Below are 24,169 nucleotides of genomic sequence, written 5' to 3' on the forward strand. Positions count from 1 at the left end.
TCGGTCACTTCCTTACGGTCAGCACGCCGACGTCTCCGGGACCCAGCAGGTCGTGCATGTCCACTACGCCCTCGACGCCGTCCTCCGGTTCGACGAGGTTGACATCGGCGGTGATCACCGACTGGTTCCGGCCCAGAGCGACGAGCCGTTCGAGCAGCTTCGCGCGTTCGGCGTCGTCTGCGATCTTGTCGATACGGCCGACCACCAGGAGCGGTGGTCGCCGGGTGTTCGCCACTGCAATCCGCAGCAGCAGTTGCTGGAGTTCGGGGAGGTCGTCGACGAACGCTTGGAGGGGCGGAACGGGTACGTCGCCGAAGACTTCCGCGCACATCTCCGCGACGCCTTCTTCGTTCACCCGGGGAACGATCTTGTACCAGGGCGAATCCCAGCGCTTCTGCTCCGTCACCAGATCGCGGACCGTGACCGACGGGCGGACTCCGTCGAGCTCGTCCACGCAGGCGATGGCCGAATTCGCGATCACCTTGTTCGGCCGGTCCACGAAGCCGAGGATCGTCATCGAACCGCGCGTGAGACGCATCCTGCCGCACAGTGCCATCAGGAAGGCAGTGCGTGCTGCACCCGGCGGCGCCGATATGACGGTCACTCCACCTTCGTCGATGTCCAGGTCGAGGGGCCCGAAAACATGCCCCCACGGCCCGTGGAGTTCGATCCCCCGAGCCGATACGAGCGTGCCGGGGTCTTCCTGCGCGGAATGCTCATCGGAGGCGAACTCGTCTGCCTCATCCGGAGAACTCTCCCGAGAGGGCGAAGGATCCTGTTCCGTACCCATCTCGGGCGAAGTTTCCACGTGGGTCCCGGACAACTCCTCACCCCGTGCTGCCACGTCCTCGCACCTTCCGTTCGAGTCACCGACCGGTCGCGGACTACCTCCTCTTCGTCACGATGCCGTGCTCACAGAATGTTCGACAATGCGTTCATTCTTCCCGATAACCGCCGAATTCTCGGCCGGATGGACGATCGGGCTCAGATCCTCGAACGGATCATCGTCGACGTGCAGGACCGTTCGGAACGACGCTTCCGTCACGTCGCTCATATGCCCGTCGCTCGTCCTGTGGACCGGCCGTGATCGGACTCGACGACGCCGACAGAAGACGACACTGCGTGAATCGGACGAACGACCCGCCGACGGGACGAACGACGGGCATATGGGCGACGACGGGCCGAAATCCTTGTCGACGAGTTCATTCCGGCGGCCACTCACCCTCGTGAAGTCCACCGGCAGGCTCGATCCGGACCGGACATTCTCTGCAGCAATTAATTTCAGAGTTTCCTTCTCGACTGCCCCACACTGCGCACCATGCTGATCCACCCGAGGCAGCGAATGCAGTCCTCGGGTTTCGTGATAGGAGCTGCCGTTTTCGCACTCGGTTCTGCGCCCGGAGTTTCGACCTTTCCGGGAACGGCCGTGCGAACTGCTGTTCAACGTCACCACCGGCGCGGCGCTGCGTGTGCATACGGACGAGGACGCAATGCACGCGGTGTGGAACCCCGATCTCGAAAGCTCCCTGTGCTTTCGATTTCGAGCAGCGTTGCCGTCGCGATCCTGTGGAAGTCCGGATCCCGTGGAGATTCCGCCTCGCGGAAGTGGATCAGTGCGTGGCCGAACGTGCTCGGGGCGATCGCCTTCGGTGTCGCCTCCGTCGGAGCCGGCGTCCTCGGCACGGGAGACTCCCCGCGAAGCCGGAGCCGACTGCGACCTCCTGAGCGATCGGCCCGGACGACGGTTCAGTCACCGGCCCCGCTGTCGCCGAGCGTTGCGCGTGCAGCTTCCGGGCCTTCGTCGAGCAGGATCCGGAAGGCGTCCTCGTCCAGTACGGGAACGCCCAGGTCGGCAGCCTTGTCTGCCTTCGATCCGGGGTTGTCACCGACCACCACGAACGCCGTCTTCTTCGAGACCGATCCGGCGGCCTTACCGCCGCGTGCCACAACAGCTTCTTTTGCCTGGTCGCGGGAGAATCCGACGAGGGTACCCGTGACCACTATCGACAGGCCCTCGAGCGTCCTCGGGATCGATTCGTCGCGTTCGTCGGCCATGCGCACCCCGGCAGCCGCCCACTTGTCGACGATGGCGACGTGCCAGTCGACGGTGAACCAGTCCATGACTGCGGCAGCGATCGTCGGCCCCACTCCCTCGACGGCAGCGAGTTCGTCGATGGACGCCGCCCGGATCCGGTCGAGACTGCCGAATTCGGTGGCCAGAGCGCGCGCAGCGGTGGGGCCCACGTGCCGGATGGACAGGGCGACGAGCACCCGCCAGAGCGGTTGTTCCTTCGCCTTGTCGAGATTCTGCAGCAGACGCTCCCCGTTCTTCGAGAGCACCCCCTTGGAGGTGCGGAAGAACGGGACGCGTTCGAGATCGTCCTTCGTGAGCGAGAACAGGTCTCCTTCGTCTGCGATGATCTTTCCGTCGAGCAGGGCCGTGGCCGCCTCGTAGCCGAGCGCCTCGATGTCGAACGCTCCCCTGCCCGCTACGTGGAAGACCCGTTCGCGCAACTGCGCCGGGCACGACCGCGAATTGGGGCAACGCAGGTCGACGTCACCCTCCTTCGCGGGAGCGAGGAGTGTTCCGCACTCGGGACAGTGCGAGGGCATCTCGAACTCGGTCTCGGAACCGTCACGGAGGTCGACCACCGGTCCGAGCACCTCCGGGATCACGTCGCCTGCTTTGCGGATGACCACGGTGTCGCCGATCAGCACACCCTTGCGGACCACCTCGGACGCGTTGTGCAGCGTCGCGAGCGAGACCGTCGATCCGGCGACGGTGACCGGTTCCATGTAGGCGAAGGGAGTCACGCGCCCGGTACGGCCGACACTGACGCGAATGTCGAGAAGTTTCGTGGTGACTTCTTCCGGCGGGTACTTGTAGGCGATCGCCCATCGCGGTGCCCGTGACGTCGCGCCGAGACGGCGGTGCAGTCCCATGTCGTCGATCTTGACCACCAGTCCGTCGATCTCGTGCTCGACGTCGTGCCGGTGCTCGCCCCAGTAGCGCATCCGCTCGACGACCGCCTCGGCACCCTGCACCCGGGCGGTGTGAGGGGAGACCGGCAACCCCCAGACCGCGAAGGCCGCATATGCATCGGACTGTGAACGCGGTTCGAATCCCTCCATCCGGCCGTAGCCGTGGCAGTACATTCGCAACCGCCGCCGTGCGGTGACGGCAGGATTCTTCTGCCGCAGCGAACCGGCGGCGGAGTTACGGGGATTCGCGAAGGGTGGTTTGCCCTCGGCGACCAGACCGGCGTTGAGGTTCTGGAAGTCCTCGAGACGGAAGAAGACCTCCCCGCGCACCTCGAGCAGCGAGGGGACCGGGTATTCGTCGCTACCGGTGAGCTTCTCGGGGACGTCGTCGATGGTCCGTGCGTTGAGCGTGACGTCCTCACCGGTGCGGCCGTCGCCACGGGTGGCGGCGCGCACGAGTTTGCCGTTCTCGTAGACCAGGCTCAGCGCGACACCGTCGATCTTCACCTCGCACAGGTAGTCGGGGCGCGTCCCGGTCTCGACCTCGGCGCGTGCGAGCCATGCACGTAACTCGTCCTCGGTGAAGACGTTGTCGAGGCTGAGCATCCGTTCGAGATGTTCGACGGACCCGAACTCGGTGGCGAACCCGCCTCCGACGAGCTGGGTGGGCGAATCCGGCGTCCGGAGTTCGGTGTACTGCTCCTCGAGTGCCTGCAGTTCGCCGAAGAGCGCATCGAACTCACCGTCGGAGATGATGGGGGCATCGCGCACGTAATAGCGGAACTGATGCTCGCGCACCTGTTCGGCGAGATCCTGCCAGCGCTCACGCGCCTCCGGAGGAGCGGTGATGGGCGCGTCCGTCGGTTCACTCACAGTCTGCAAGCCTAGTCCAGCGCACCGACCGGAACTCTCAGAGCTTGTCGGCTTCTTCGGCGAATGCAGCAACGATGTCCCGCGCCGAGCGAAGGGCCTCCCGAGCCCACCGAGAGGAGGCCGAAGCGAGGCCGCAGACCGGACTCACCGCCACCGACTGCAACGTCTTCCGGGGGAAGCCGAGTCGGTCGATCAGGTCGACGGCCGGTGCCGCATGCTCGCGCCAGCCGGTCGCGCTCGGTTCCGTAGCCGGCACCAGCCCCAGGATCGGCACCGTGCCGGAGTCGAACAGCTCGCCCAGCCCGTCGAGATCGGATCGTCGCACCCGCGCGACGTCGAAGGCGACCGCGTCGGCAGCGCTGCGCCGCAGGAAGTCGGCCGGGAATGTTTCCGCGCAGCAGTGCACGGCGGCGGACAGCCCGGTCCCCCGGATCGTCGTGTCGAGCACGTCGAGAGCTTCCGGCTCCGGGAGCGCGGGCACGGTCTCGAGGGCGGTCCGGCCCTTCAACGTTCCTGCGAGTACGTCCGGAAGGGCCGGTTCGTCGAGTTGGGCGACGACCGGCACCCCGAGCCTGCGGGTGACCTCGGTCGCGTGCCGGGCCAGGCCCTCCGCCAGCGACTCCGCCAGGTCGCGGACGGCACCGCGGTCGGTGAGCACCCGTCGGCCGGTCGCGAGTTCGACGTAGGCGGCGAGGGTGAGCGGCCCGGCCGACTGCACCTTCACCGGCCGTGTGGAGTCCCGACCTGCGCGTTCCCAGGCCTCTTCGAGCGCGTCCAGGTCCTGGGCGAGCAGATCTCGCGCCCGCCCTGCCACGGCGCCCCTCCGCGACACCAGGCGGTATCCCGTCGTGGAGGTGTCGAGGTACATGTCGACCAGCAGTGCGCTCGCCCGCCCGATGGTGTCGGCACCGAGTCCACGTGCCGGTAGTTCCACGAGGTGGGGCAAGTCGGTGAGTTCACCGACGACCACGGCTGCGGCCTCCCGTGGATCGGTCCCCGGCCACGAACCGATCCCCGTCGCGAGACCGGACCACACCTCGCGGCCGGTGGCGGATCCCGTCACCGGTCCCCTGCCGTGATGGTGCCGCTGCCGAGCACGATGTCGCCGCCCGGATCGGGACGGTACAACACGGCTGTCTGACCTGCGGCGACTCCGGTGAGCGGTTCGCGCAGGGTGATCTCGATGCCTGAGCCGACGGCCTCGGCGACGGCCGGGGCGAGGCCGCCGTGTGCACGGACCTGGACGACGCATTCGATCGGGCCGACCGGGGCGGTGCCCGAGGTCCACACGGCACGCTCGGCCCGGATCGAATCCACCTTCAGCCGCTCGGCGGTGCCGACCCGGACGGTGCCGCTCTCCGGTTCGATCGCCGTGACGTATCGGGGACGGCCGTCCGGACCGGGACCGGCGATTCCGAGCCCCTTGCGCTGGCCGATGGTGAATCCGTGTACGCCCTCGTGCTGCGCGAGCACCTCACCCGAACGATCGTCCACGACGGCGCCGGGACGCACGCCGATCCGCGCGCCGAGGAACGCGCGGGTGTCGCCCGAGGGGATGAAGCAGATGTCGTGGCTGTCCGGTTTGTTCGCCACCGCGAGACCGCGTTCGGCGGCTTCCTCGCGGATGCGGCTCTTGGGGGTGTCGCCCACCGGGAACATCGCCCGGGACAACTGCTCTGCAGTGAGGACGGCGAGCACGTACGACTGGTCCTTGTCTGCGTCGACGGCACGGCGCAGCACTCCGTCGTTCAATTGCGCGTAGTGGCCGGTCGCCACGGCGTCGAAGCCGAGAGCGACGGCACGATCGGCGAGCGCCGAGAACTTGATCTTCTCGTTGCATCGCAAGCACGGATTCGGGGTCTCGCCGGCAGCATAGGACGCGACGAAATCGTCGATCACGTCTTCCTTGAACCGGTCTGCGAAATCCCAGACGTAGAAGGGGATTCCGAGCACGTCGGCGGCACGGCGCGCATCGCCGGCGTCCTCCTTCGAGCAGCATCCCCGTGACCCGGTGCGCAGCGTCCCCGGAGCGGTGGACAGCGCGAGATGCACTCCGACCACCTCGTGTCCGGCGTCGACGACGCGGGCGGCGGCGACCGCCGAGTCCACACCGCCGCTCATTGCCGCAAGAATCCTCATCTCCGGTCACCTCCTCGTCCTCCGGCGCTCGCCAGTCCGGCGGCGCGAGCCCTGTCCACCACGGCAGGGAGAGTTTCGATCAGTTTCTCGATGTCGCTTCGAGTTGTTGTATGCCCCAACGAGAATCGGAGCGAGCCGCGCGCGAGGGTGGGATCGGAGCCCATCGCGACGAGGACGTGGCTCGCACGCGCGACCCCGGCCGTGCACGCCGAACCGGTCGAGCACTCGATACCGGCCGCGTCGAGCAACATCAACAGCGAATCCCCTTCGCAGCCAGGGAAGGTGAAATGGGCGTTGTTGGGCAGTCGTCCCACATCGCGCGGACCGTTGAGGATCACGTCGGGAACCTCCGCCTCGACACCCGCAACGAGGAGATCGCGCAGGCTCTCGAGTTCGGCGGTGCGGGCGGGCAGATCCATGGTGACCTCGCGCAGTGCGGCGGCCATCGCCACGATGGACGCGGTGTCCTGCGTGCCGGAACGCACGTCGCGTTCGTGACCGCCGCCGTGAGCGAGTGGCACGCACGGCACCTGCCTGCCGAGCAGCAACGCACCCACCCCCTGCGGTCCGCCGAATTTGTGAGCGGCGAGGGTCAGCGCCGACAGGCCGCTCGAGGCGAAGTCGACCGGTAGGTGGGCGACGGCCTGCACGGCGTCGCTGTGCATCGGGATGTCGAACTCGGCGGCGAGGGCGGCAAGTTCGGCGATCGGCATGACCGTGCCGACCTCGTTGTTCGCCCACATCACGGACACGAGGGCGATCTCGTCGGCGTGGCGTGCGAGTTCCTCACGGAGAGTGGCAGGATCGACGCGGCCCGACCGGTCGACCGGCAGCCAGGTCACCGACGCGCCCTCGTGCTCGACGAGCCACTCGACGGCGTCGAGCACGGCGTGGTGTTCCACGGCGCTCGCGAGGATCCGGCGGCGACGCGGATCCTGGGCACGCCGCCCCCAGTAGATGCCCTTGATCGCCAGATTGTCGCCCTCGGTGCCCCCGGACACGAATATCACCTCGGAGGGTCTGGCGCCGAGCGCCGCGGCGATCGACTCCCGCGACTCCTCGATGCGGCGTCGCGCCGCACGTCCGGAGCCGTGCAGGGACGACGCGTTTCCGACGGTGGTGAGGACCGACGTCATCGCCTCGACGGCCGCAGGGAGCATCGGCGTCGTCGCGGCGTGATCGAGGTAGACGGTCTTGGAGGTACCGGAAGGACCGGAGGCGGGCGAGGTCATGACCGATCCAGGATAGCGGGTCGGCCGAGGCGCCCGCCGCGCTCAGGGGGTCGCGGTGGGGTGACGTCCGCCGTACCTGCCGCGCCGGAGGCGCCGCGACGGTGAGCCGGCGGCCACTTCTGCAGACGCACGCGACCCCGCCCCTCGGAAGAGGGGCGGGGTCGGGCGATGGATCGAGCTGCCGAAGCGATCAGCCCTTGTGCTTCTTGACCTCTTCGGTCAGCTGCGGAGCGACGTTGAACAGGTCGCCCACGACGCCGTAGTCCGCGATCTCGAAGATCGGGGCTTCCTCGTCCTTGTTGACGGCGACGATCGTCTTCGACGTCTGCATGCCGGCACGGTGCTGGATGGCACCGGAGATGCCGAGCGCGACGTAGAGCTGCGGCGAAACCGTCTTGCCGGTCTGACCGACCTGGAACTGGCCCGGGTAGTAGCCGGAGTCGACGGCGGCGCGGGAAGCGCCGACGGCGGCACCGAGCGAGTCGGCGAGTTCCTCGACGACGGAGAACTTCTCGGCCGAGCCGACACCGCGGCCACCGGAGACGACGATCGACGCCTCGGTGAGTTCGGGGCGGTCGCCGCCGACGATCGGATCGCGGGAGACGATCTTCACGGCGTTCTCTTCCTGCGCAGGAACCTCGACGGCCACGCGCTCGGCCGCAGCCGCCTCGGGCTTGGCCTCGACGGCACCCGGACGGATCGAGATCACGGGGACCTCACCGTTCGCCTTGGCGTCGACGGTGAACGCGCCACCGAAGATCGAGTGCACGGCCGAACCGTCTGCCTTGACGTCGACCACGTCGACGAGCAGACCGGAGCCGATGCGGGCTGCGAGGCGGCCCGACACCTCCTTGCCCTCGACGGACGCGGCGGTGATGACGGCGGCGGGGCTGGTGGACTCGACGAGCGACGCGAGGATGTCGACCTTCGGGGTCACCAGGTAGTTGTCGACGTCGTCGGACTCGGCGGCGTAGACCTTCACGGCACCGGCGGCGGCGAGGGCGTCCTGCAGCGCATCGGCGGTGCCGGGAGCGCCCGCGACGACGGCGGAGGGCTCGCCGAGCGCACGCGCGGCGGTGAGGAGTTCGGTGCTGACCTTCTTGAGCGCGCCCTCGGCATGCTCGACGAGCACGAGTACTTCTGCCATTACTGCTTCTCTCCTAGATATGTCAGATGTTGTCGCGGGGCGCGATCAGATGATCTTCTGGCCGACCAGGTACTGGGCGATCTTGGTGCCGCCGTCGCCTTCGTCGGTGACGCGCTCACCCGCGGTACGCGGGGGCTTCGGGGTCACGCCGGTGACGGTGGACGCCGCGTTCGCGACACCGAAGATCTCGGGATCGAGACCGATCTCGGCGAGGGTGAGGGTCTGCACTTCCTTCTTCTTGGCGGCCATGATGCCCTTGAAGGAGGGGAAGCGGGGCTCGTTGATCTTCTCGGTCACCGAGACGATGGCGGGGAGCGGAGCCTCGATGCCGAAGACACCCTCGTCGGTCTCACGCTCGCCGGTGGCCTTGCCGTCGGCGATGGTGAGCTTGCGCAGGTGCGTCAGGTGCGGGAGGCCGAGGTACTCGGCGATGATGGCCGGCACGGCACCCACACGGCCGTCGGTGGCCTCGTTGCCTGCGATGACGAGCTCGACACCCTCGATCTGCCCGAGTGCGGCAGCGAGCGCGTAGGCGGTCTGGATGGAGTCCGAGCCGTGCAGGGCCGGGTCGTTGAGGTGGATCGCCTTGTCTGCGCCCATCGACAGCGCCTTGCGGATGGCGTCGGTGGCGCGATCGGGGCCGGCGGTCAGAACGGTGACCTCGCCGCCGTCGCGCTCCTTGATGAGCAGGGCTTCCTCGACGGCACGCTCGTTGATCTCGTCGAGAACGGCGTCCGCAGCCTCACGGTCGAGGGTGTAGTCGCCGTCCGAGAGCTTGCGCTCGGACCACGTGTCGGGGACCTGCTTGATCAAAACGACGATGTTCGTCATGGGTCTGCGTCGACCTCCTGTGTGTAGCTGCCTTTGTCGGCAAGGCGCTGCCTGAACCGAGCACTCGTGTCTTTCGCACGGCGTGTGCGATAGATTATCAAACGCTAAGTTACCAGCCAGTAACTTGACGGGATACCCGGTTCACCATAGCCGCACGAGAGGACGAGCAAACCTGTGATCTGGACCACCGGAGAAGCAGCGCCCGATGGGCGGCTAATGTCTTGGCGGTGAGCGACATTTCCGCCCGCGCCGACGACGCGCAGACCCTTCCTCTCACCGGCGAACGGACGGTCCCCGGTATCGCCGAAGAGAACTACTGGTTCCGCCGCCACGAGGTGGTCTACCAGCACCTTCTGCCCCGCTGTGCAGACCGGATCGTGCTCGAGGCAGGCGCCGGCGAGGGCTACGGCGCCGACATGATCGCCGACGTCGCGACCCGGGTGATCGGTCTCGACTACGACGACAGCGCGGTCGCGCACATCCGCGCTCGTTACCCCCGGGTGGACATGCGGCACGGAAATCTCGCCGAACTCCCCCTCGACGACGAGTCCGTCGAGGTCGTCGTCAACTTCCAGGTGATCGAGCATCTCTGGGACCAGGCACAGTTCCTGCGCGAGTGCTATCGGGTCTTGCCCTCGGGCGGTGAACTCCTCATCAGCACCCCCAACCGCATCACCTTCTCCCCGGGTCGCGACACCCCGCTCAACCCGTTCCACACCCGCGAGCTGAACGCCGCCGAACTGACGGAACTGCTCGAGGAAGCAGGTTTCCGCGTCGAACTCATGACCGGCGTGCATCACGGCCCGACCCTGCGCGCTCTCGACGCCAAGCACGGCGGATCGTTCATCGACGCCCAGATCGAACGGGCACTCGCCGGCCGGCCCTGGCCGGACGATCTCAGCGCCGATGTCGCCGCGGTGTCCGTGGAGGACTTCACCATCACGCCCGAGAACATCGACGACTGCCTCGATCTCGTCGCGATAGCCGTGAAGGACACCGCTCCGTGAGTGCCACGCCCTCCCGCGAACCGGGCATGTTCGCCCTCGTTCTGCATTCGCACCTGCCCTGGCTCGCCCACCACGGCCGCTGGCCTGTCGGCGAGGAGTGGCTCTACCAGTCGTGGGCCGCGACCTATCTGCCCGTCACCGACGTTCTGAGGCGACTCGCCGCCGAAGGCAGGACCGGGATGCTCACCCTCGGCGTCACCCCGGTGCTCGCCGCGCAACTCGACGACCCGCACTGTCTCGCCGGCATGCACCACTGGCTCGGCAACTGGCAATTGCGCGCACACGAAGCCGCAGGGATGCGCGAGGAGTCCTACCGCGCGCTCGGCGCCCGCGAACACCGGGCCGCCTCCGCCGCACTCGCGGACTTCGAAACCCATTGGCGGCACGGTGGATCCCCGGTGTTACGGCAACTGATCGACGCCGACGCGATCGAACTGCTCGGCGGACCCTTGGCCCACCCCTTCCAACCGCTCCTCGACCCTCGTCTACGCGCCTTCTCCCTGTCCGAGGGTCTCGCCGACGCCTATGCCCGCTGGGGCCACCGGCCACGCGGCATCTGGGGCCCCGAGTGCGGTTACACCCCGGGAATGGAGGACGGCTACGCCGCCGCAGGGGTCGAACATTTCATGGTGGACGGTCCGGCCCTGCGCGGGGATACCTCGCTCGGCCGCACGGTCCGCGACTCGGAGGTCGTGTGCTTCGGCCGCGATCTGCAGGTCTCGTACCGCGTGTGGTCCCCGAAATCCGGCTACCCGGGCCATCCCGCCTACCGCGACTTCCACACCTACTGCCACGACACCGGACTCAAACCGTCCCGGGTCACGGGCCGCACGGTTCCCTCGCACGAGAAGGCGCCCTACGAACCGGAACTCGCCTCTCGGGCCGTCGACCGGCATGTCGCCGATTTCGTCGAGACCGTCCGGCGCCGGCTGCGCAGTGAATCCGAACGCATCGGCCGGGACGCCCTGGTGGTGGCGGCCTTCGACACCGAACTGTTCGGGCACTGGTGGTTCGAGGGCCCGATCTTCCTCGAGCGATTGCTGCGCGCCCTGCCCGAAGCGGGCATCGAGGTAGGAACACTGGCCGAGGCTCGCGACCGTGGCTACGTCGGTGACGCCGTGGATCTCGAGGATTCGTCTTGGGGATCGGGCAAAGACTGGCGGGTCTGGGCAGGGGACCAGGTCGCCGACCTCGTCCGCCTGCACGACGAGGTGGTCCGCACCACGCTCGACAGCATCGACAAGGCCCGTGAGCAGAAGGCCGCACCGGTCGCGTCACGCAATCGCGTGCACGATCAGATGCTGCGCGAAGCGTTGCTCACGGTATCGAGCGACTGGGCCTTCATGGTGAGCAAGGACACTGCTGCCGCATACGCCCGCGACCGCGCGCACAAGCATGCACACGCCCTGCGAGAGATCGCCGAAGCCGTCGACGCCGGACGCGACGATGCAGCCGAGCGTCTGGCGGCAGGGTGGAATCGCGCCGACAATCTCTTTCCCGGACTCGACGCCCGACGACTGCCCGGACGCCACGGAGGCCCGCGATGAAGATCCTGCTCGTCTCATGGGAGTACCCGCCCGTCGTCGTCGGCGGGCTGGGCAGACACGTCCACCATCTCGCCGCCGAACTCGCCGCCGCGGGCAACGAGGTCGTGGTGCTGTCCCGCCGGCCGACCGGCACCGATGGGTCGACGCACCCGACGGTCAGCCACATCGCCGACGGGGTGCTCGTGGTGGCGGTCGCGGAGGACGCCCCCCATTTCGAGTTCGGTGAGGACATGATCGCCTGGACCCTGGCTATGGGGCACGCGATGGTTCGCGCCGGTGTGGGACTGAGCCGCGGCGGAATCGGCGAGGGCTGGCAACCGGATGTGGTCCACGCCCACGACTGGCTCGTCGCGCATCCCGCGATCGCGCTGGCCGAGTACTTCGACGTACCGCTCGTGTCGACCTTGCACGCGACCGAAGCGGGTCGTCACAGCGGCTGGCTGTCGGGGCGGATCAATCGGCAGGTGCATTCCGTCGAATGGTGGCTCGCCAACGAATCCGACCGGCTCATCACGTGTTCGGCGTCGATGCACGACGAAGTGACCGAACTGTACGGCCCCGACCTGCCCGAGATCTCGGTGATCCGCAACGGCATCGACCTCACCACGTGGTCGTATCGCGAACGCGAGCCGAGGACCGGACCGGCACGGCTGCTGTACGTCGGCCGGCTCGAATACGAGAAGGGTGTGCAGGATGCGATCGCCGCGCTCCCCCGGATCCGTCGGTCGCATCCCGGAACCACCCTCTACGTCGCCGGCGAAGGTACCCAGTTCGAGTGGCTGCGCGAGCAGGCGCGGGTACACCGCGTCGCCCGATCGGTGAGCTTCCTGGGCAATCTCGACCACACCGCACTGCTCGGCTGGCTGCACGGCGCCGACGCGATCGTTCTGCCCAGCCGGTACGAGCCGTTCGGGATCATCGCCCTCGAAGCCGCGGCAGCGGGCATCCCGCTGATCGCATCCACCGCCGGCGGGCTGGGCGAAGCGGTGGTCGACGGCGTGACAGGCCTGTCGTTCCGGCCCGGCGACGTGGGAGGGCTCGTGTCGGCTGTTCGGGAGACCCTCGACGATCCGGCCGCCGCCCAGATCCGCGCCCGCGCCGCCCGTGCGCGGCTCACCGACGACTTCGACTGGCGGCGCGTCGCCGAGGAGACCGTGCAGGTCTACTCGTCGGCGAAGCGACGGGTCCGTCACCCGCTCGCGCGGCCCACGATCCCCCAGCGTCCGCTTCCGGACCGAGGCTGAGAGAGTGGATCGATGACCTCGGAGACCCGAGAGCGCGTCCTCGTCGAGCGACTGTGTGCCCCCGAGGGCACGCCCGGACCCGACGTCGCGGCCGTGGCCGAGCTCGTCAACGCCGTGTACGCCGTCGCGGAGGACGGACTGTGGCATCCGGGTACCGCCCGGACCGACGTCGACGACGTCGCGCGATCGGCGCGCGACGGTGCGATCCGCGTCGCCCGGCTCGACGGCCGCATCGTCGGGTGCATCCGCGTCGTGCGGATCGACGACACCACCGCGGAATTCGGGATGCTGGCGACCGATCCCACGGTCCGCGGCACCGGAATCGGGCTCCTTCTCGTTCGGTCCGCCGAAGCAGAGTGCGCAGCAGCAGGTTTCACGACGATGCAGCTCGAAGTGATCCGCCCCCGAGACGGCGCGCACGAGTCCAAGCAGTTCCTCGACTCGTGGTACCGCCGACTCGGCTATCTTGCGCAGCGACCGGCCCCGCTCGACGAACGACACCCCGAACTCGTTGCCGCTACGGCGGTTCCGTGCGAGGTCGTCCCCTATCTCAAGGCGCTCGGCTCACTCGGCAACCCGGAGGCCGGGGCGAGCGGCGGCTGACGGTCGAACCACGGACGTGCCCGTTCGAGTTCGGCGGCGAGCGCGAGCAGTGTCGTCTCCCCGCCGAGAGCTGCGACGAACTGCACCCCGAGTGGAAGACCCTCCGAATTCCAGTGCAGAGGCAGGGAGATCGCCGGTCTGCCGGTGATGTTCGCCAATTGCGTGTACGGGACGGGGCCGAGATTCTCGTCGACCATCCTGTCGACGAACCCCGCCCGGCGGGCGATCCACGTCGTGCGGCTCGTCAGGAGCACCTGCCCGACGGCGCGCATCCACCGCGGTGTCGCGAGTTCGCCGATCCGGACCGGAGGCCCGGCGAGAGTGGGTGTGAGCAACAGGTCGTAGCGCTCGTGAAAGGCAGCGAGGCCGCGGGTGTGGTCCGCCCACCTCCTGAGCGCCGCAAGATATTCCGACGCCGGGACGGCTCGCCCCAGGGCGGCCATCATGCGGGTGTCGAACTCGAACGCATCCGCACCTGCTCCCGCGCGCCTGCGCGCATCGTCGATTTCGGCGGCGGCCGTGGCGAACCACATCGTGAGGAAGTCCTCGGCGAGTCGCCGCTCGTCGATGCCGGTCGCCGCGGGTTCCACCCCGTGCCCGAGCTCGTCGAGAAGCGTGGCGGTGTCCTCCACGGCAGCGATCGCCTCCGGATCGACCGGGGTCCCGAGCGGGGACGACGTCGTGTAGCCGATCCGCAGGCGCGCCGGAGGACGTGTAATGGCCCCGGCGAAGGACTGCGCGGGCGGCACCACGCTGTAGGGCCCCGCCGGATACGGACCGGCCATCACATCGAGAAACGCGGCGGCGTCGCGGACCGTGCGGGTGATGACCCCGTTCGTGGCGGCACCGTGCAGTGGTTCTCCGCCCGGGGGGCCGGTCGGCACGAGTCCGCGACCGGGTTTGAGCCCGACCAGTCCGCAGCATGCCGAGGGGATCCGGATGGACCCTCCGCCGTCACTGGCACCGGCGGCCGGGACCACCCCCGCAGCGACGGCCGCAGCCGAACCACCCGACGATCCGCCCGGCGTCCGCGAGGTGTCCCAGGGGTTACGGGTGGCGCCGAACGCCTCCGGTTCGGTGATCCCCTTCGCTCCGAACTCCGGGGTGTTGGTCTTGCCGAACGGAACGAGCCCTGCGCCGAGCCAGCGGTCGACGATGACCGAGTTCTCCTCGGCGGGCAGCGCGGCGAGGGCTCGGGAGCCACTGGAGGTGGGCACTCCGGCTATGTCCTGACCGAGGTCCTTGACGAGGAACGGCACGCCTCCCAGCGGGCCGGAAGGCGATTCGCGCGCCCGCGCGCGGGCGTCCTCGTCGAGGCGGCGCACGACCGCGTTCAAGGCCGGTTCGACGACCTCGAGTCTGCCGATCGCGGCCTCGAGCAGCTCATGCGCCGACACCTGCCCCGTCGCGACGAGTTCGGCGAGACCGACCGCGTCGTGACGCCGATATTCCGAGTACTCCATCGCTGTCCCCCGACAGTCACGGCCCGTGTCGTTCCTAGTGCACGTCGGCGGGCGCCTCTCCCGACTTCTTCCGTGCGATGTCGGCGAGCGCCGCCTCCCGGGCGACACGCTCGGCGGCTGCGTTGTCCCACGCCACCTTCCGGTTCTTGACCACCTTGGCAGGCGAGCCCACCGCGATGCTGAAATCCGGGATGTCGCCCTTGACCACGGCGTGCGCTCCGAGCACCGAACCCCGACCGACACGAGTGCCGCGAAGCACCGTGACCTTGGCGGCGATCCAGGTGTCCGGTCCGATGCGGACGGGGCTCTTCACGATGCCCTGGTCCTTGATCGGATAGGTGACGTCCTCGGTGCGATGGTCGAAGTCGCAGATGTAGCACCAGTCCGCGACCAGGGTCGACGCCCCGATCTCGATGTCGAGATAGGTGTTGACGACGTTGTCCTTGCCGAAGACGACCTTGTCCCCGATGCGGAGCGAACCCTCGTGGCAGCGGATCGCGTTGCCGTCGCCGATGTGGACCCACTTGCCGATCTCGAGGCGCGAGAGTTCCGGCGTCGCGTGGATCTCGACGTTCTTGCCCAGGAACACCATGCCCCGCAGGACCACGTGCGGGTTGGCCATCCGGAACTTCGCCAGGCGGTAGTACCGCACCAGATACCAGGGCGTGTACGCCTTGTTGTTCAGCACCCACTTCAGGGAGGACAGCGTCAGGAATCGTGCCTGTTCCGGATCCCTTCGACGGGACCCGCGCCACCTCGCCGTCAGAGGTGCGCCCCACATGCTCGTCATAGGGCCAGCCTACGGTCCGCCTCGTTCGCGGTGCACGGCCCCCGGACCGATACGCTGACACGTCGAATCGTTCGCCTGTGGAGGAGTTGAGTGATGCGGGGTGTCCTGCGGACCGCGGTGCCGGCGCTGACGGTGGTATTCGCACTGAGCGCGTGCGGTGGTGGCACCGGTACCGAGGACGTGCTCTCGGCCGGTGGGTGGCCGGGACGCCATTCCGATGCCCGCAACAGCAATACCGCGACGGCCGAGGGCATCGACGATCTCGCTCCCGGCTGGACCCGTCCTCTGGGCGCCGCCGTGGGCTCCCCTGCCGGGATAGCGGCCAACGGGCAGGTCTCCGTGACCGCTGCGACCGAGTCCGGATGCAACCTCTTCTCCTTCCAGATGGACTCGGGCCGCAAACGCTGGTGCACGCGACTCGCGCCGGCGGTCACGACGATCACGCCCGTGTCCGACGCCGTGGCCAACATCTACGTCGGCGAGGACGGCGGACTCCTGTCGTTCAACGAGCACGGCCAACGTCGTTGGCGTATCCCTGTGAGCGGCAGCCCCCGCAGTGCGCAGTTCACCTCCGACGGAAACCTGCTGGTCGTCACCCATTTCGGTCAGGTCAACGTAGTAGACCCGCAGACGGGGCAGCTCGAAGCGCCTCTCTTCGATCTCGTACCGGTGCCCACGCTCGCAGACGGTCAGAACCTGCCGCGACCGGCGAGCGATCACGGACTGCCGGCCTGTTTCGGCGGTTCCGAGGACTGCCCGGTGGCGACCACACCGGCCGTCGACACCGCCACGGACCGCATCTTCGTCACGGTGTGGCGCCCGGGCACCGACCGGTCCGCGCTCGTCGCACTGCGCTACACCGCAGGTGAAGACGCGGCGGTGACCGAGGAGTGGTCCGCAACCGACCTCCCCGGTGGTGCGGTGACGAGTCCGGTGCTCTCCGCGGACGGGTCCACCGTGTACATCCACGACGGGGAAGGTGCCCTGTGGGCGCTCGACGCCGCGACGGGCCAGGCGCGGTGGAGCCACGAGGCCGGTCGTGCCGGGGCCGTCGCACCCGCCGTCACCGCCGACGGTCTGCTGCTCGTCGCCGCGGCCGACGGCAGCATCCCGTTGACCGCCTTGCGCGACGGCGGGGACGCGGTGGACGTGGTGTGGGAACGGACGGACGTGAGCCCGTTCGGTGCGCCGGCGGTGACGGCGGACGGCCGGGCCTATGTGGTCGTCGAAGGCGATGACGGTCTCGTCGCCGCGGTGCTCGACACTGCGGACGGACGGACGATCGCGGAGGAAGCACTCGAGCCGTCCACCGGGCTGCCGGTGGGGAGCGGGATCGGGCCGGACGGGGAGTTCGTGATCACCACCGTCGACGGCGAGGTCGTGGTGCTGCGCGCTCCGCAGTCAGCGTGAGGGTGTGCAGACGAACGCCTCGGGCGTCCGGCCGATCCTGGTGAGAACCACGCTGAGCGAGACCGACCCGCGCAGTTTGAGGCGCGGGCGCAGCACCGCCGGGTCGACGTCGACCCCGCGCACGAGGATCTCGACGGCGCCGCAGTCGTGGCGTGCGAGCACCTGACGTAGAGCCTTCTCGCTGTACTTGAGGCGCTCGAGAATGCGGAAACCGCGCACTCCTTCGGGTACACGGTCACCGGTCAGATAGGCGATCCGCGGATCGAGTTGCCACAGTCCGTGCGCCGCCGCGTAGTGACGGACGAGACCGGCGCGCACGATCGCACCGTCCGGATCGACGATCCACTCCCCCGGACCACGCTCGGGGATATCGTCGTCCACAGCATCGGTTATCTCGAAATCGCTTCCGTCCGAACGCAATACAACCGCACGTCGGCGTACGCCCGGAGTGCTCAGACCGGGCGAGTACAGGCACGCTTCCCGGACACCGCCGTCGAGCGAGACGACTTCCACCTCGCCCACCCAGTCGAGCGAATCGAAATCCAGCCCCGGCGCGCACTTCACCGCCAGGTCCCGCCCGGCATAGGCGTCGAGAAGGTCGGGCAGCGGCGGTTGCAGCGCGGCCGGATCATGGGTTCGCCGGCCGCCGGAGCGGCGCGCGGGATCAGCGACGACGGTGGTCCCCCTCGTCACCGGACGCAGGGCGTCGGCGCGCAGGAGGTACGCCCCTGCGACGTTGTGCGTGGCCATCGCCAGCCGGACCTCGTCGAGATCACTGCCGATGACGGTGTCGGCGACCCCGACCAGCTCGGCGAGTTCGGCGCCGATCGAGCACGTGACGTCGTGCACGGTCCGGCCGCGCAGCCGATGGGCACGGTGCGCGGCGACGCGCGTGGGCGTCGACTGCTGCAGCGCGTCGTCGGTGAGGATCCAGTCGGCCCCGCCGGCGATCTTCCCTCCGGCCTTTCGCCGCAACATGACCGTTTCGACGAGCATGCCCGTACGCTCACCGAAATGCGTACGCGCCCAGCCGATGTCGGCGAGGCGCGTTCGCGGCGACAACTCCCGGCCGGCGACGCGCGCGAGCGCCTCGCGGCCGTCGTCCGACGTCAGGTAGTCGACGTCGGCAAGTGTGAAGTCGTAGCCCAACTACTTGCCGGGCTTCACACCGGTGATCATGACGTTGTAGAAGAAGCTGCGGGGCACGACGTGCCTGAGGACGTTCTCGTCCACCCAGCTCAGCGTCTTCCAGCCACCGAAGGCGAATTTCGCCCAGTTCCAGCCCAGCTTCTCCTCCGGAACCGCAGCCTCGAAAGTGCGCACCGGCCAGCCGAGCAGCGCCGCGGCGAATTCCTCGCTCGAGGCCTTCACCTCTACGGCACCGGCCGACGATGCCAGCTTCTCGAGATCCGAGGGGTCGAAGGTGTGCAGGTCGACGACGGCCTCGAGGGCGGCCGCCCGGGAGGACTCGTCGAGTTCGGTCTGCGGACGACGCCAGTCGCGAAGGAAGGGCAGCTTGGTGATGTTGGTGGTGGCCTCCCAGGTCACCCTGCCGAGCATGCGCGCATAGAAGTTGCCGATCGTGCTGGGTTCACCGGCGAAGACGAAACGGCCTCCCGGCTTCAGCACGCGCAAGACCTCGCGCAGGGACTGCTCGACATCCGGAATGTGGTGCAGCACAGCATGGCCGACGACAAGATCGAAGGTGTTGTCGTCGTACGGGATTGTTTCGGCGTCGGCGACGCGGCCGTCGACGTCGAGTCCGAGGTTCTCGGCATTGCGCAGCGCCACTTTCACCATGCCGGGCGACAGGTCGGTCACCGAACCGGTCTTCGCAACGCCACCCTGCATGAGGTTGAGGAGGAAGAATCCCGTGCCGCAACCGAGTTCGAGCGCACGCTCGTACGGCAACGGCTGCTCACCCGCAGCAGCGACGAACCGGCCCTTGGCGTAGTCGATGCACCGCTCGTCGTACGAGATGGACCACTTCTCGTCGTAGGTCTCGGCTTCCCAGTCGTGATAGAGCACCTGGGCGAGCTTGGTGTCTTCGAGGGCCGCCGCGACCTGTTCGGCCGTGGCATGCGGATTCGGCGCGGGGTCGACCCCGTCGGTCCTGCTGGCAGTCATGCGGTGATCCTACTCGTCGGTAAGCTGTGAACAAGTACAGGTGGCAGTCGGGGTCACTCGCCCACGAATTTCGCCTTGCCCGGCCCGTTCTCGAGGAACGATTCGAGACCGATGGCGCGGTCCTTCGTAGCGAACAGGGCGGCGAAGACGTGCTGTTCGATCTTCAGACCCGTGTCCAGGTCCGTGTCGAGCCCTTGGTCGATCGCCGCCTTCGCAGCGGCGAGTGCACGAGAGGCCGCGCCGGTGAACTGCCCGGCCCAGCGGCGCGCGGCCTCGAAGACATCGTCCGGCGCGACCACCTCGTCGACCAGGCCGATAGCCAACGCTTCGTCGGCACCGACGAAACGACCGGTGAACACGATGTCCTTCGCCTTCGCCGGACCGACGAGCCGGGCCAGCCGCTGGGTGCCACCGCCACCGGGGATGAGGCCGAGCAGAATCTCGGGCGTTCCGAGTTTGACGTTGTCGCCGATGATGCGCCGGTCGGCGCCGAGGGCAAGTTCGAGGCCGCCGCCGAGCGCGTATCCGGTGATCGCCGCGACGGTGGGCTTGGGAATGTCGGCGATCGAGCCGAGGGCCGACTGGAGGTCGCCCACGATCTCGCTCATCTGCACGAAGCTCAGTTCGGCCAGTTCCTTGATGTCGGCGCCGGCCGCGAACACCTTCTCGCCGCCGTAGACGATCACCGACTTCACCTCGGATCGGACGGTGGCCTGACGCGCGGCCTCCCTGATCTCCTCCTGAAGCTGACGGTTCAGGGCGTTCATGGGAGGCCGGTCCAGACGGATGGTGCCGATACCGTCGGAGACCTCGAAGGTCACGAATTCAGGCATGGCGCTCAGCCTAGATGTCGGAGCGCCGGGCCCATGGATGAGTACCGACCTCGTAGTAGGCCGCGTCCCCGTCGAAGGCGATGTGGACCGCACCGTCGCGCCGGCTCATGATGGGCAGGATCGGCTCGACGACCGGATCTGCCGCCATGAGCTCGGCGACCGTGTCGAACCTGGAGAGGGCCGACAACTGGCTCCATGTGGGCGGCAACAGGACGCACCGCCCGGAACGCCAGTCGGCGAGGGCTTCCTCGGCCGTCTGCCACTGCACGAGGTCGGTCTCGGTGGTGTTTCCGTCGGCTCGTTGCCCTTCCGGGACCACGGCGACGAAGAAGCGCGTGTCGTAACGGCGCCGCTCCCCGAGCGGCGTGATCCAGTTGGCTTGCGGCCGCAGCAGATCCGCGCGCAGTACGAGCTGCTCCCGCTCCAGGAAGTCACCGAACGACAGTTCGCGCGCCTCGAGCAGTCGACGCGCGTCGGTGTACTCGGTGGTGTCGGCGACGACGGTGTGCGGGGACGGACCGGCCAGCAGCACACCGCATTCCTCGAAGGTCTCACGCACGGCGGCGAGCACCAGTGCCCGCGCCTGCGCCTCACCGACGGCGAATTTCTCCGCCCACCAGTCGACCCCCGGCCCGGCCCACCGCACCTCGGCGTCGGTGTCGGACGGATCGACACCGCCGCCGGGGAATACGGTCATGCCGCCCGCGAAGTCCATGCCGACTACGCGGCGCTGCAGGAACACCTCGACACCGCGTGCGGAATTCCGCACGAGTATCACGGTGGACGCATCGCGGATGGGCACCGCGGTGGGGTCGAAGGTGGATGCCGAGCGATCGTTGGCCATGGCCTCAACCTAACCGATCGCTCCCGGCGTCCCCCGACCCGGAGCTACCTCCGGTGCCGTCCCGGCAGTCGAGTGCGGCGTGCGAAGAACCGGTCGTCGACCTTGTCGAGCGAGATCGACTGGCTGAATGCCTCGCTCAGGTTCTCCGCCGTGATCACGTCGTCCAGCAGGCCCTGCGCGACGACACCGCCCTCCTTCAGGAGCATCGCGTGCGTGAAACCGGGCGGGATCTCCTCGACGTGATGGGTGACCAGCACGATCGCGGGAGCATCCGGATCGGCGGCGAGAGTGCCGAGCCGCGCCACGAGTTCCTCACGGCCACCCAGATCCAGGCCGGCCGCCGGTTCGTCGAGCAACAGCAGTTCGGGATCGGTCATCAATGCCCGGGCGATGAGTACACGTTTGCGCTCGCCTTCCGACAGCGTCCCGTACAGGCGATCTGCGAGATGTTCCGCCCCGAGACTTTCGAGCATCTCGACCGCGCGGGTCGTGTCGATCTCGTCGTACCGCTCACGCCACCGTCCCAGCACGCCGTAGCCCGCGGAGAGCACCAGGTCGGTGACCTTCTCGTCGTTCGGCACCCGATTGGCCAGGGCCGCGGAGGACAATCCGATCCGGGGGCGCAGTTCGGACAGGTCCGTCCTGCCGAAGGTCTCCGCAAGGACGTGCGCGGAACCGGAGGTGGGAAACGTCTCGGCTGCGGCGACCCGCAGCAGCGTCGTCTTTCCCGCGCCGTTGGGCCCGAGCACCACCCAACGTTCGTCGAGTTCCACCTTCCAGGTCACGGGCCCGACGAGGACGTTCCCGCCGCGTCGGACCACTACGTCGTCGAATTCGATGAGCAAATCGGGATCAGGTTGTGCCACGGCGTCCATCTTCTCTTACGTCAGAGCCGGAAACGCGGCAGGATCGGTTCTCGTGTCGTCCTCCGCATCCGAACCTGCCTACGTCTCCCCGTCGGTCGCGCGCCCCGATCGGGCGGCCTTTCCACTCGGGCCCACGATCGTGGACGGCGGGACACGCTTCGCGGTCCACGCCCCACACAGCGACCGCCTCCAGGTGTGCCTCGTGGACGAGGACGGGAACGAGCGTCGCGTGGACCTGCCCGATCGCACCTACGGCGTCTGGCACGGGATCGTTCCCGGTGTGGGAGCCGGACAACGCTACGGCTATCGCGCGTACGGACCGTGGCAGCCCGAGCGAGGGATACGCACGAACCCGCACAAGATCCTGCTCGATCCGTGGGCACGGCAGATCGTCGGAGACATCCGTGACCCGGACGGACTGCTCGCCTACCAGGGGGATCCGTTCGGTGCGATGTCGAACGTCGATTCGCTCGGCCATACACCGTTGTCGGTGGTGACTCCCGAGCCGACGCCGATGCGCGACAAGCCACGCGTGCCGTGGGAGAACACCGTCGTCTACGAACTGCACGTCGGTGCGTACACCGCTCGCCATCCGCTCGTGCCTCCGGAACTGCGCGGCACCTATCTCGGACTCGCTCATCGGGCGGTGACCGACTATCTCGTCGGACTGGGAGTCACCACTGTCGAGTTGCTCCCGGTACAGGCCTTCGTGACCGAACCGTCGGTACGTGCACGCGGGATGCGCAACCACTGGGGTTACTCGACCGCTTCCTACTTCGCACCGCATCCTGCCTACGCCGTGACACCCGGCAACGAAGTCGCCGAGTTCCGCACGATGGTCGATGCCTTTCACAGCGCCGGTCTCGAGGTGGTGCTCGACGTGGTCTACAACCACACGAGCGAGGGCTCGGTGGACGGGCCGAGTCTGTCGTGGCGCGGGCTCGACGCACCGGGCTACTACCTGCTCGACTCTCACGGACGGGACGTGGATCTGACCGGATGTGGCAACACCGTCGACGCGTCCTCCCCCATCGTGGTGCGCATGGTGTGCGACAGCCTCCGCTACTGGGCCGACCTGATGGGGGTGGACGGCTTCCGCTTCGATCTCGCAAGTGCACTCGCGCGCCCGCACGGGGGGCCCTTCGATCCCCGCGCGGCACTGCTGACCGCGATCGTGACCGATCCGATCCTCAGCGACGTCAAACTCATCGCCGAACCGTGGGACGCCACCGCCCACGGATATCAACTCGGGAACTTCGGGGCTCAGTGGGCGGAGTGGAACGACCGGTACCGCGACACCGTGCGCCGGTACTGGGCAGGTCGCTCCGGGATTCGCGAAGTCGCGTCACGGCTCACCGGCTCGGAGGATCTCTACGACAGGAACATCCGGCAGCCCTGGATGTCGGTCAATTTCGTCACCGCCCACGACGGCTTCACCCTGTCGGACGCCGTGTCGTACGAACGCAAACACAACGACGCGAACGGTGAGGAAGGGCGCGACGGGACGAACAACAACGAGTCGGTGAACCACGGTGTCGAAGGCCCGAGCGACGATCCCGCGATCCTCGCCGCCCGCGACCGTCACGTCCGGGCGATGCTGGCGACGCTGCTGTTGTCCACGGGGACGCCGATGCTGCTCGCCGGTGACGAATTCGGGCACACGCAGCACGGCAACAACAACGCCTACTGCGTCCCCGAGAATGTTCCTGTCCGCGACGCCTGGCCACTGGACTGGGAGCACGCCGACCGTGGACGGATGGATTACGTACGTGAACTTCTCCGCCTGCGCACCCGCGTGCCGGTGCTGCGGCAGCGTCGCTTCTTCGAGGGCCGCGCCCGATCCGTGGGTTATCCCGACCTGGTGTGGTTCGGCCTCGAGGGCATCGAACTCGGCGACGCCGCATGGCACGACGACAGCCGTCGCACGCTGCAGGGCTGGGTCGACGGTTCGCAACTCGGTACCGTGACCCGCACCGGTATCACCCTCGAGGACAGCAGCGGTCTGTTCGTGCTGCATTCGGGAGGGCCCGCGACGGTGACGCTGGCCGGACCGGAGTGGTACCGCGGCGACATCGCCTGCGTCTTCGATTCGAGTGCCCCGGACGGCCTGCCCGCGGACAGCTCACCGGTGCGGGTGGGAAGTGCCTATCCGGTCGACGGACCGACGGTGCTGATCTTCCGGATCGCGAACGACGAACCGGACGAACATCGATGATGCATCCCTGGAGGAC

The 24,169-nt window shown here is 68.1% G+C and carries 20 protein-coding genes; 6 read left to right on the forward strand and 14 right to left on the reverse strand.

Translation table 11 applies throughout. The annotated features are described in order from the left end of the window. Positions 1–4: 4 nt before the first annotated feature. The 7 genes from ABZ789_RS15900 to ABZ789_RS15930 all read right to left on the reverse strand — a co-directional run bounded on the left by ABZ789_RS15900 (position 5) and on the right by ABZ789_RS15930 (position 9,204). Positions 5–844 (reverse strand): hypothetical protein, encoded by an 840-nt coding sequence (locus tag ABZ789_RS15900; protein ID WP_358425271.1) that lies wholly within the window; start codon positions 842–844, stop codon positions 5–7. 902 nt (positions 845–1,746) lie between these two features. Beyond that, positions 1,747–3,855 (reverse strand): NAD-dependent DNA ligase LigA, encoded by a 2,109-nt coding sequence (ligA, locus tag ABZ789_RS15905; protein WP_358425273.1) that lies wholly within the window; start codon positions 3,853–3,855, stop codon positions 1,747–1,749. A gap of 37 nt (positions 3,856–3,892) precedes the next feature. Continuing rightward, positions 3,893–4,918: a methionine synthase gene (locus ABZ789_RS15910; RefSeq protein ID WP_358425275.1), complete on the reverse strand. Its 1,026-nt coding sequence runs from the start codon at positions 4,916–4,918 to the stop codon at positions 3,893–3,895. Next, on the reverse strand, positions 4,915–5,994 hold the full coding sequence (gene mnmA, locus ABZ789_RS15915) for a tRNA 2-thiouridine(34) synthase MnmA (protein ID WP_358425277.1): 1,080 nt from the start codon (positions 5,992–5,994) through the stop codon (positions 4,915–4,917). Before mnmA ends, ABZ789_RS15910 begins: the two co-directional genes overlap by 4 nt. Then, on the reverse strand, positions 5,991–7,226 hold the full coding sequence (locus tag ABZ789_RS15920; RefSeq protein WP_358425279.1) for a cysteine desulfurase family protein: 1,236 nt from the start codon (positions 7,224–7,226) through the stop codon (positions 5,991–5,993). The genes mnmA and ABZ789_RS15920 overlap by 4 nt, the downstream gene beginning before the upstream one ends. 190 nt (positions 7,227–7,416) lie before the next feature. After that, positions 7,417–8,373 (reverse strand): electron transfer flavoprotein subunit alpha/FixB family protein, encoded by a 957-nt coding sequence (locus tag ABZ789_RS15925; RefSeq protein WP_358425281.1) that lies wholly within the window; start codon positions 8,371–8,373, stop codon positions 7,417–7,419. Between the two features lie 45 nt (positions 8,374–8,418). Further along, on the reverse strand, positions 8,419–9,204 hold the full coding sequence (locus ABZ789_RS15930; RefSeq protein ID WP_358425283.1) for an electron transfer flavoprotein subunit beta/FixA family protein: 786 nt from the start codon (positions 9,202–9,204) through the stop codon (positions 8,419–8,421). Between the two features lie 221 nt (positions 9,205–9,425). Here ABZ789_RS15930 and ABZ789_RS15935 point away from each other — a divergent pair, with 221 nt between their 5' ends. From ABZ789_RS15935 to ABZ789_RS15950, 4 genes are read left to right on the forward strand one after another with little or no spacing between them, the layout of a single operon-like run. Continuing rightward, a complete protein-coding gene (locus ABZ789_RS15935; RefSeq protein ID WP_358425285.1) occupies positions 9,426–10,211 on the forward strand; it encodes a class I SAM-dependent methyltransferase in 786 nt (261 codons plus the stop codon). Between the two features lie 26 nt (positions 10,212–10,237). Then, positions 10,238–11,758 (forward strand): glycoside hydrolase family 57 protein, encoded by a 1,521-nt coding sequence (locus ABZ789_RS15940; RefSeq protein WP_358425483.1) that lies wholly within the window; start codon positions 10,238–10,240, stop codon positions 11,756–11,758. Continuing rightward, the gene (locus ABZ789_RS15945; RefSeq protein ID WP_358425287.1) at positions 11,755–13,002 is read left to right on the forward strand and encodes a glycosyltransferase family 4 protein; all 1,248 of its coding nucleotides are present in this window, start codon (positions 11,755–11,757) and stop codon (positions 13,000–13,002) included. Before ABZ789_RS15940 ends, ABZ789_RS15945 begins: the two co-directional genes overlap by 4 nt. A 12-nt stretch (positions 13,003–13,014) precedes the next feature. Next, the gene (locus tag ABZ789_RS15950; RefSeq protein ID WP_358425289.1) at positions 13,015–13,605 is read left to right on the forward strand and encodes a GNAT family N-acetyltransferase; all 591 of its coding nucleotides are present in this window, start codon (positions 13,015–13,017) and stop codon (positions 13,603–13,605) included. On the opposite strand, the gene ABZ789_RS15955 is transcribed toward ABZ789_RS15950, so the two are convergent. Both ABZ789_RS15955 and ABZ789_RS15960 read right to left on the reverse strand, forming a co-directional pair. Next, on the reverse strand, positions 13,548–15,068 hold the full coding sequence (locus tag ABZ789_RS15955; RefSeq protein WP_358425291.1) for an amidase family protein: 1,521 nt from the start codon (positions 15,066–15,068) through the stop codon (positions 13,548–13,550). The genes ABZ789_RS15950 and ABZ789_RS15955 overlap by 58 nt on opposite strands. 34 nt (positions 15,069–15,102) lie before the next feature. After that, entirely contained in the window at positions 15,103–15,858 is a 756-nt protein-coding gene (locus tag ABZ789_RS15960) for an acyltransferase (RefSeq protein WP_358425293.1), read from the reverse strand. A 93-nt stretch (positions 15,859–15,951) separates the two neighbouring features. On the opposite strand from ABZ789_RS15960, the gene ABZ789_RS15965 reads away from it, so the two are divergent. Further along, positions 15,952–17,268 carry a PQQ-binding-like beta-propeller repeat protein gene (locus ABZ789_RS15965; RefSeq protein ID WP_358425295.1) on the forward strand — a complete coding sequence of 439 codons (1,317 nt, stop codon included), beginning with the start codon at positions 15,952–15,954 and terminating at the stop codon, positions 17,266–17,268. On the opposite strand, the gene ABZ789_RS15970 is transcribed toward ABZ789_RS15965, so the two are convergent. Genes ABZ789_RS15970 through ABZ789_RS15990 form a run of 5 tightly spaced genes read right to left on the reverse strand, consistent with a single transcriptional unit; the run spans position 17,260 to position 21,947 of the window. After that, a complete protein-coding gene (locus tag ABZ789_RS15970; protein ID WP_358425296.1) occupies positions 17,260–18,417 on the reverse strand; it encodes a class I SAM-dependent methyltransferase in 1,158 nt (385 codons plus the stop codon). The two genes, ABZ789_RS15965 and ABZ789_RS15970, sit on opposite strands and share 9 nt — an antisense overlap. Further along, entirely contained in the window at positions 18,418–19,395 is a 978-nt protein-coding gene (locus tag ABZ789_RS15975; RefSeq protein ID WP_358425298.1) for a methyltransferase domain-containing protein, read from the reverse strand. It abuts the gene before it with no gap. A gap of 53 nt (positions 19,396–19,448) precedes the next feature. Next, the gene (locus tag ABZ789_RS15980) at positions 19,449–20,228 is read right to left on the reverse strand and encodes an enoyl-CoA hydratase-related protein (protein ID WP_358425300.1); all 780 of its coding nucleotides are present in this window, start codon (positions 20,226–20,228) and stop codon (positions 19,449–19,451) included. Positions 20,229–20,238: 10 nt separating this feature from the next. Continuing rightward, positions 20,239–21,072, reverse strand: coding sequence for an NUDIX hydrolase (locus ABZ789_RS15985; protein ID WP_358425302.1), 834 nt, complete (start codon positions 21,070–21,072; stop codon positions 20,239–20,241). Positions 21,073–21,116: 44 nt separating this feature from the next. After that, positions 21,117–21,947, reverse strand: coding sequence for an ABC transporter ATP-binding protein (locus tag ABZ789_RS15990; RefSeq protein ID WP_358425304.1), 831 nt, complete (start codon positions 21,945–21,947; stop codon positions 21,117–21,119). A gap of 43 nt (positions 21,948–21,990) precedes the next feature. Between ABZ789_RS15990 and glgX the strand changes: the two genes are divergently transcribed. Beyond that, entirely contained in the window at positions 21,991–24,153 is a 2,163-nt protein-coding gene (glgX, locus tag ABZ789_RS15995; RefSeq protein ID WP_358425306.1) for a glycogen debranching protein GlgX, read from the forward strand. Positions 24,154–24,169: the final 16 nt, after the last annotated feature.

This window comes from Rhodococcus sp. NPDC047139, assembly GCF_040643435.1.
Lineage (GTDB): Bacteria > Actinomycetota > Actinomycetes > Mycobacteriales > Mycobacteriaceae > Rhodococcus.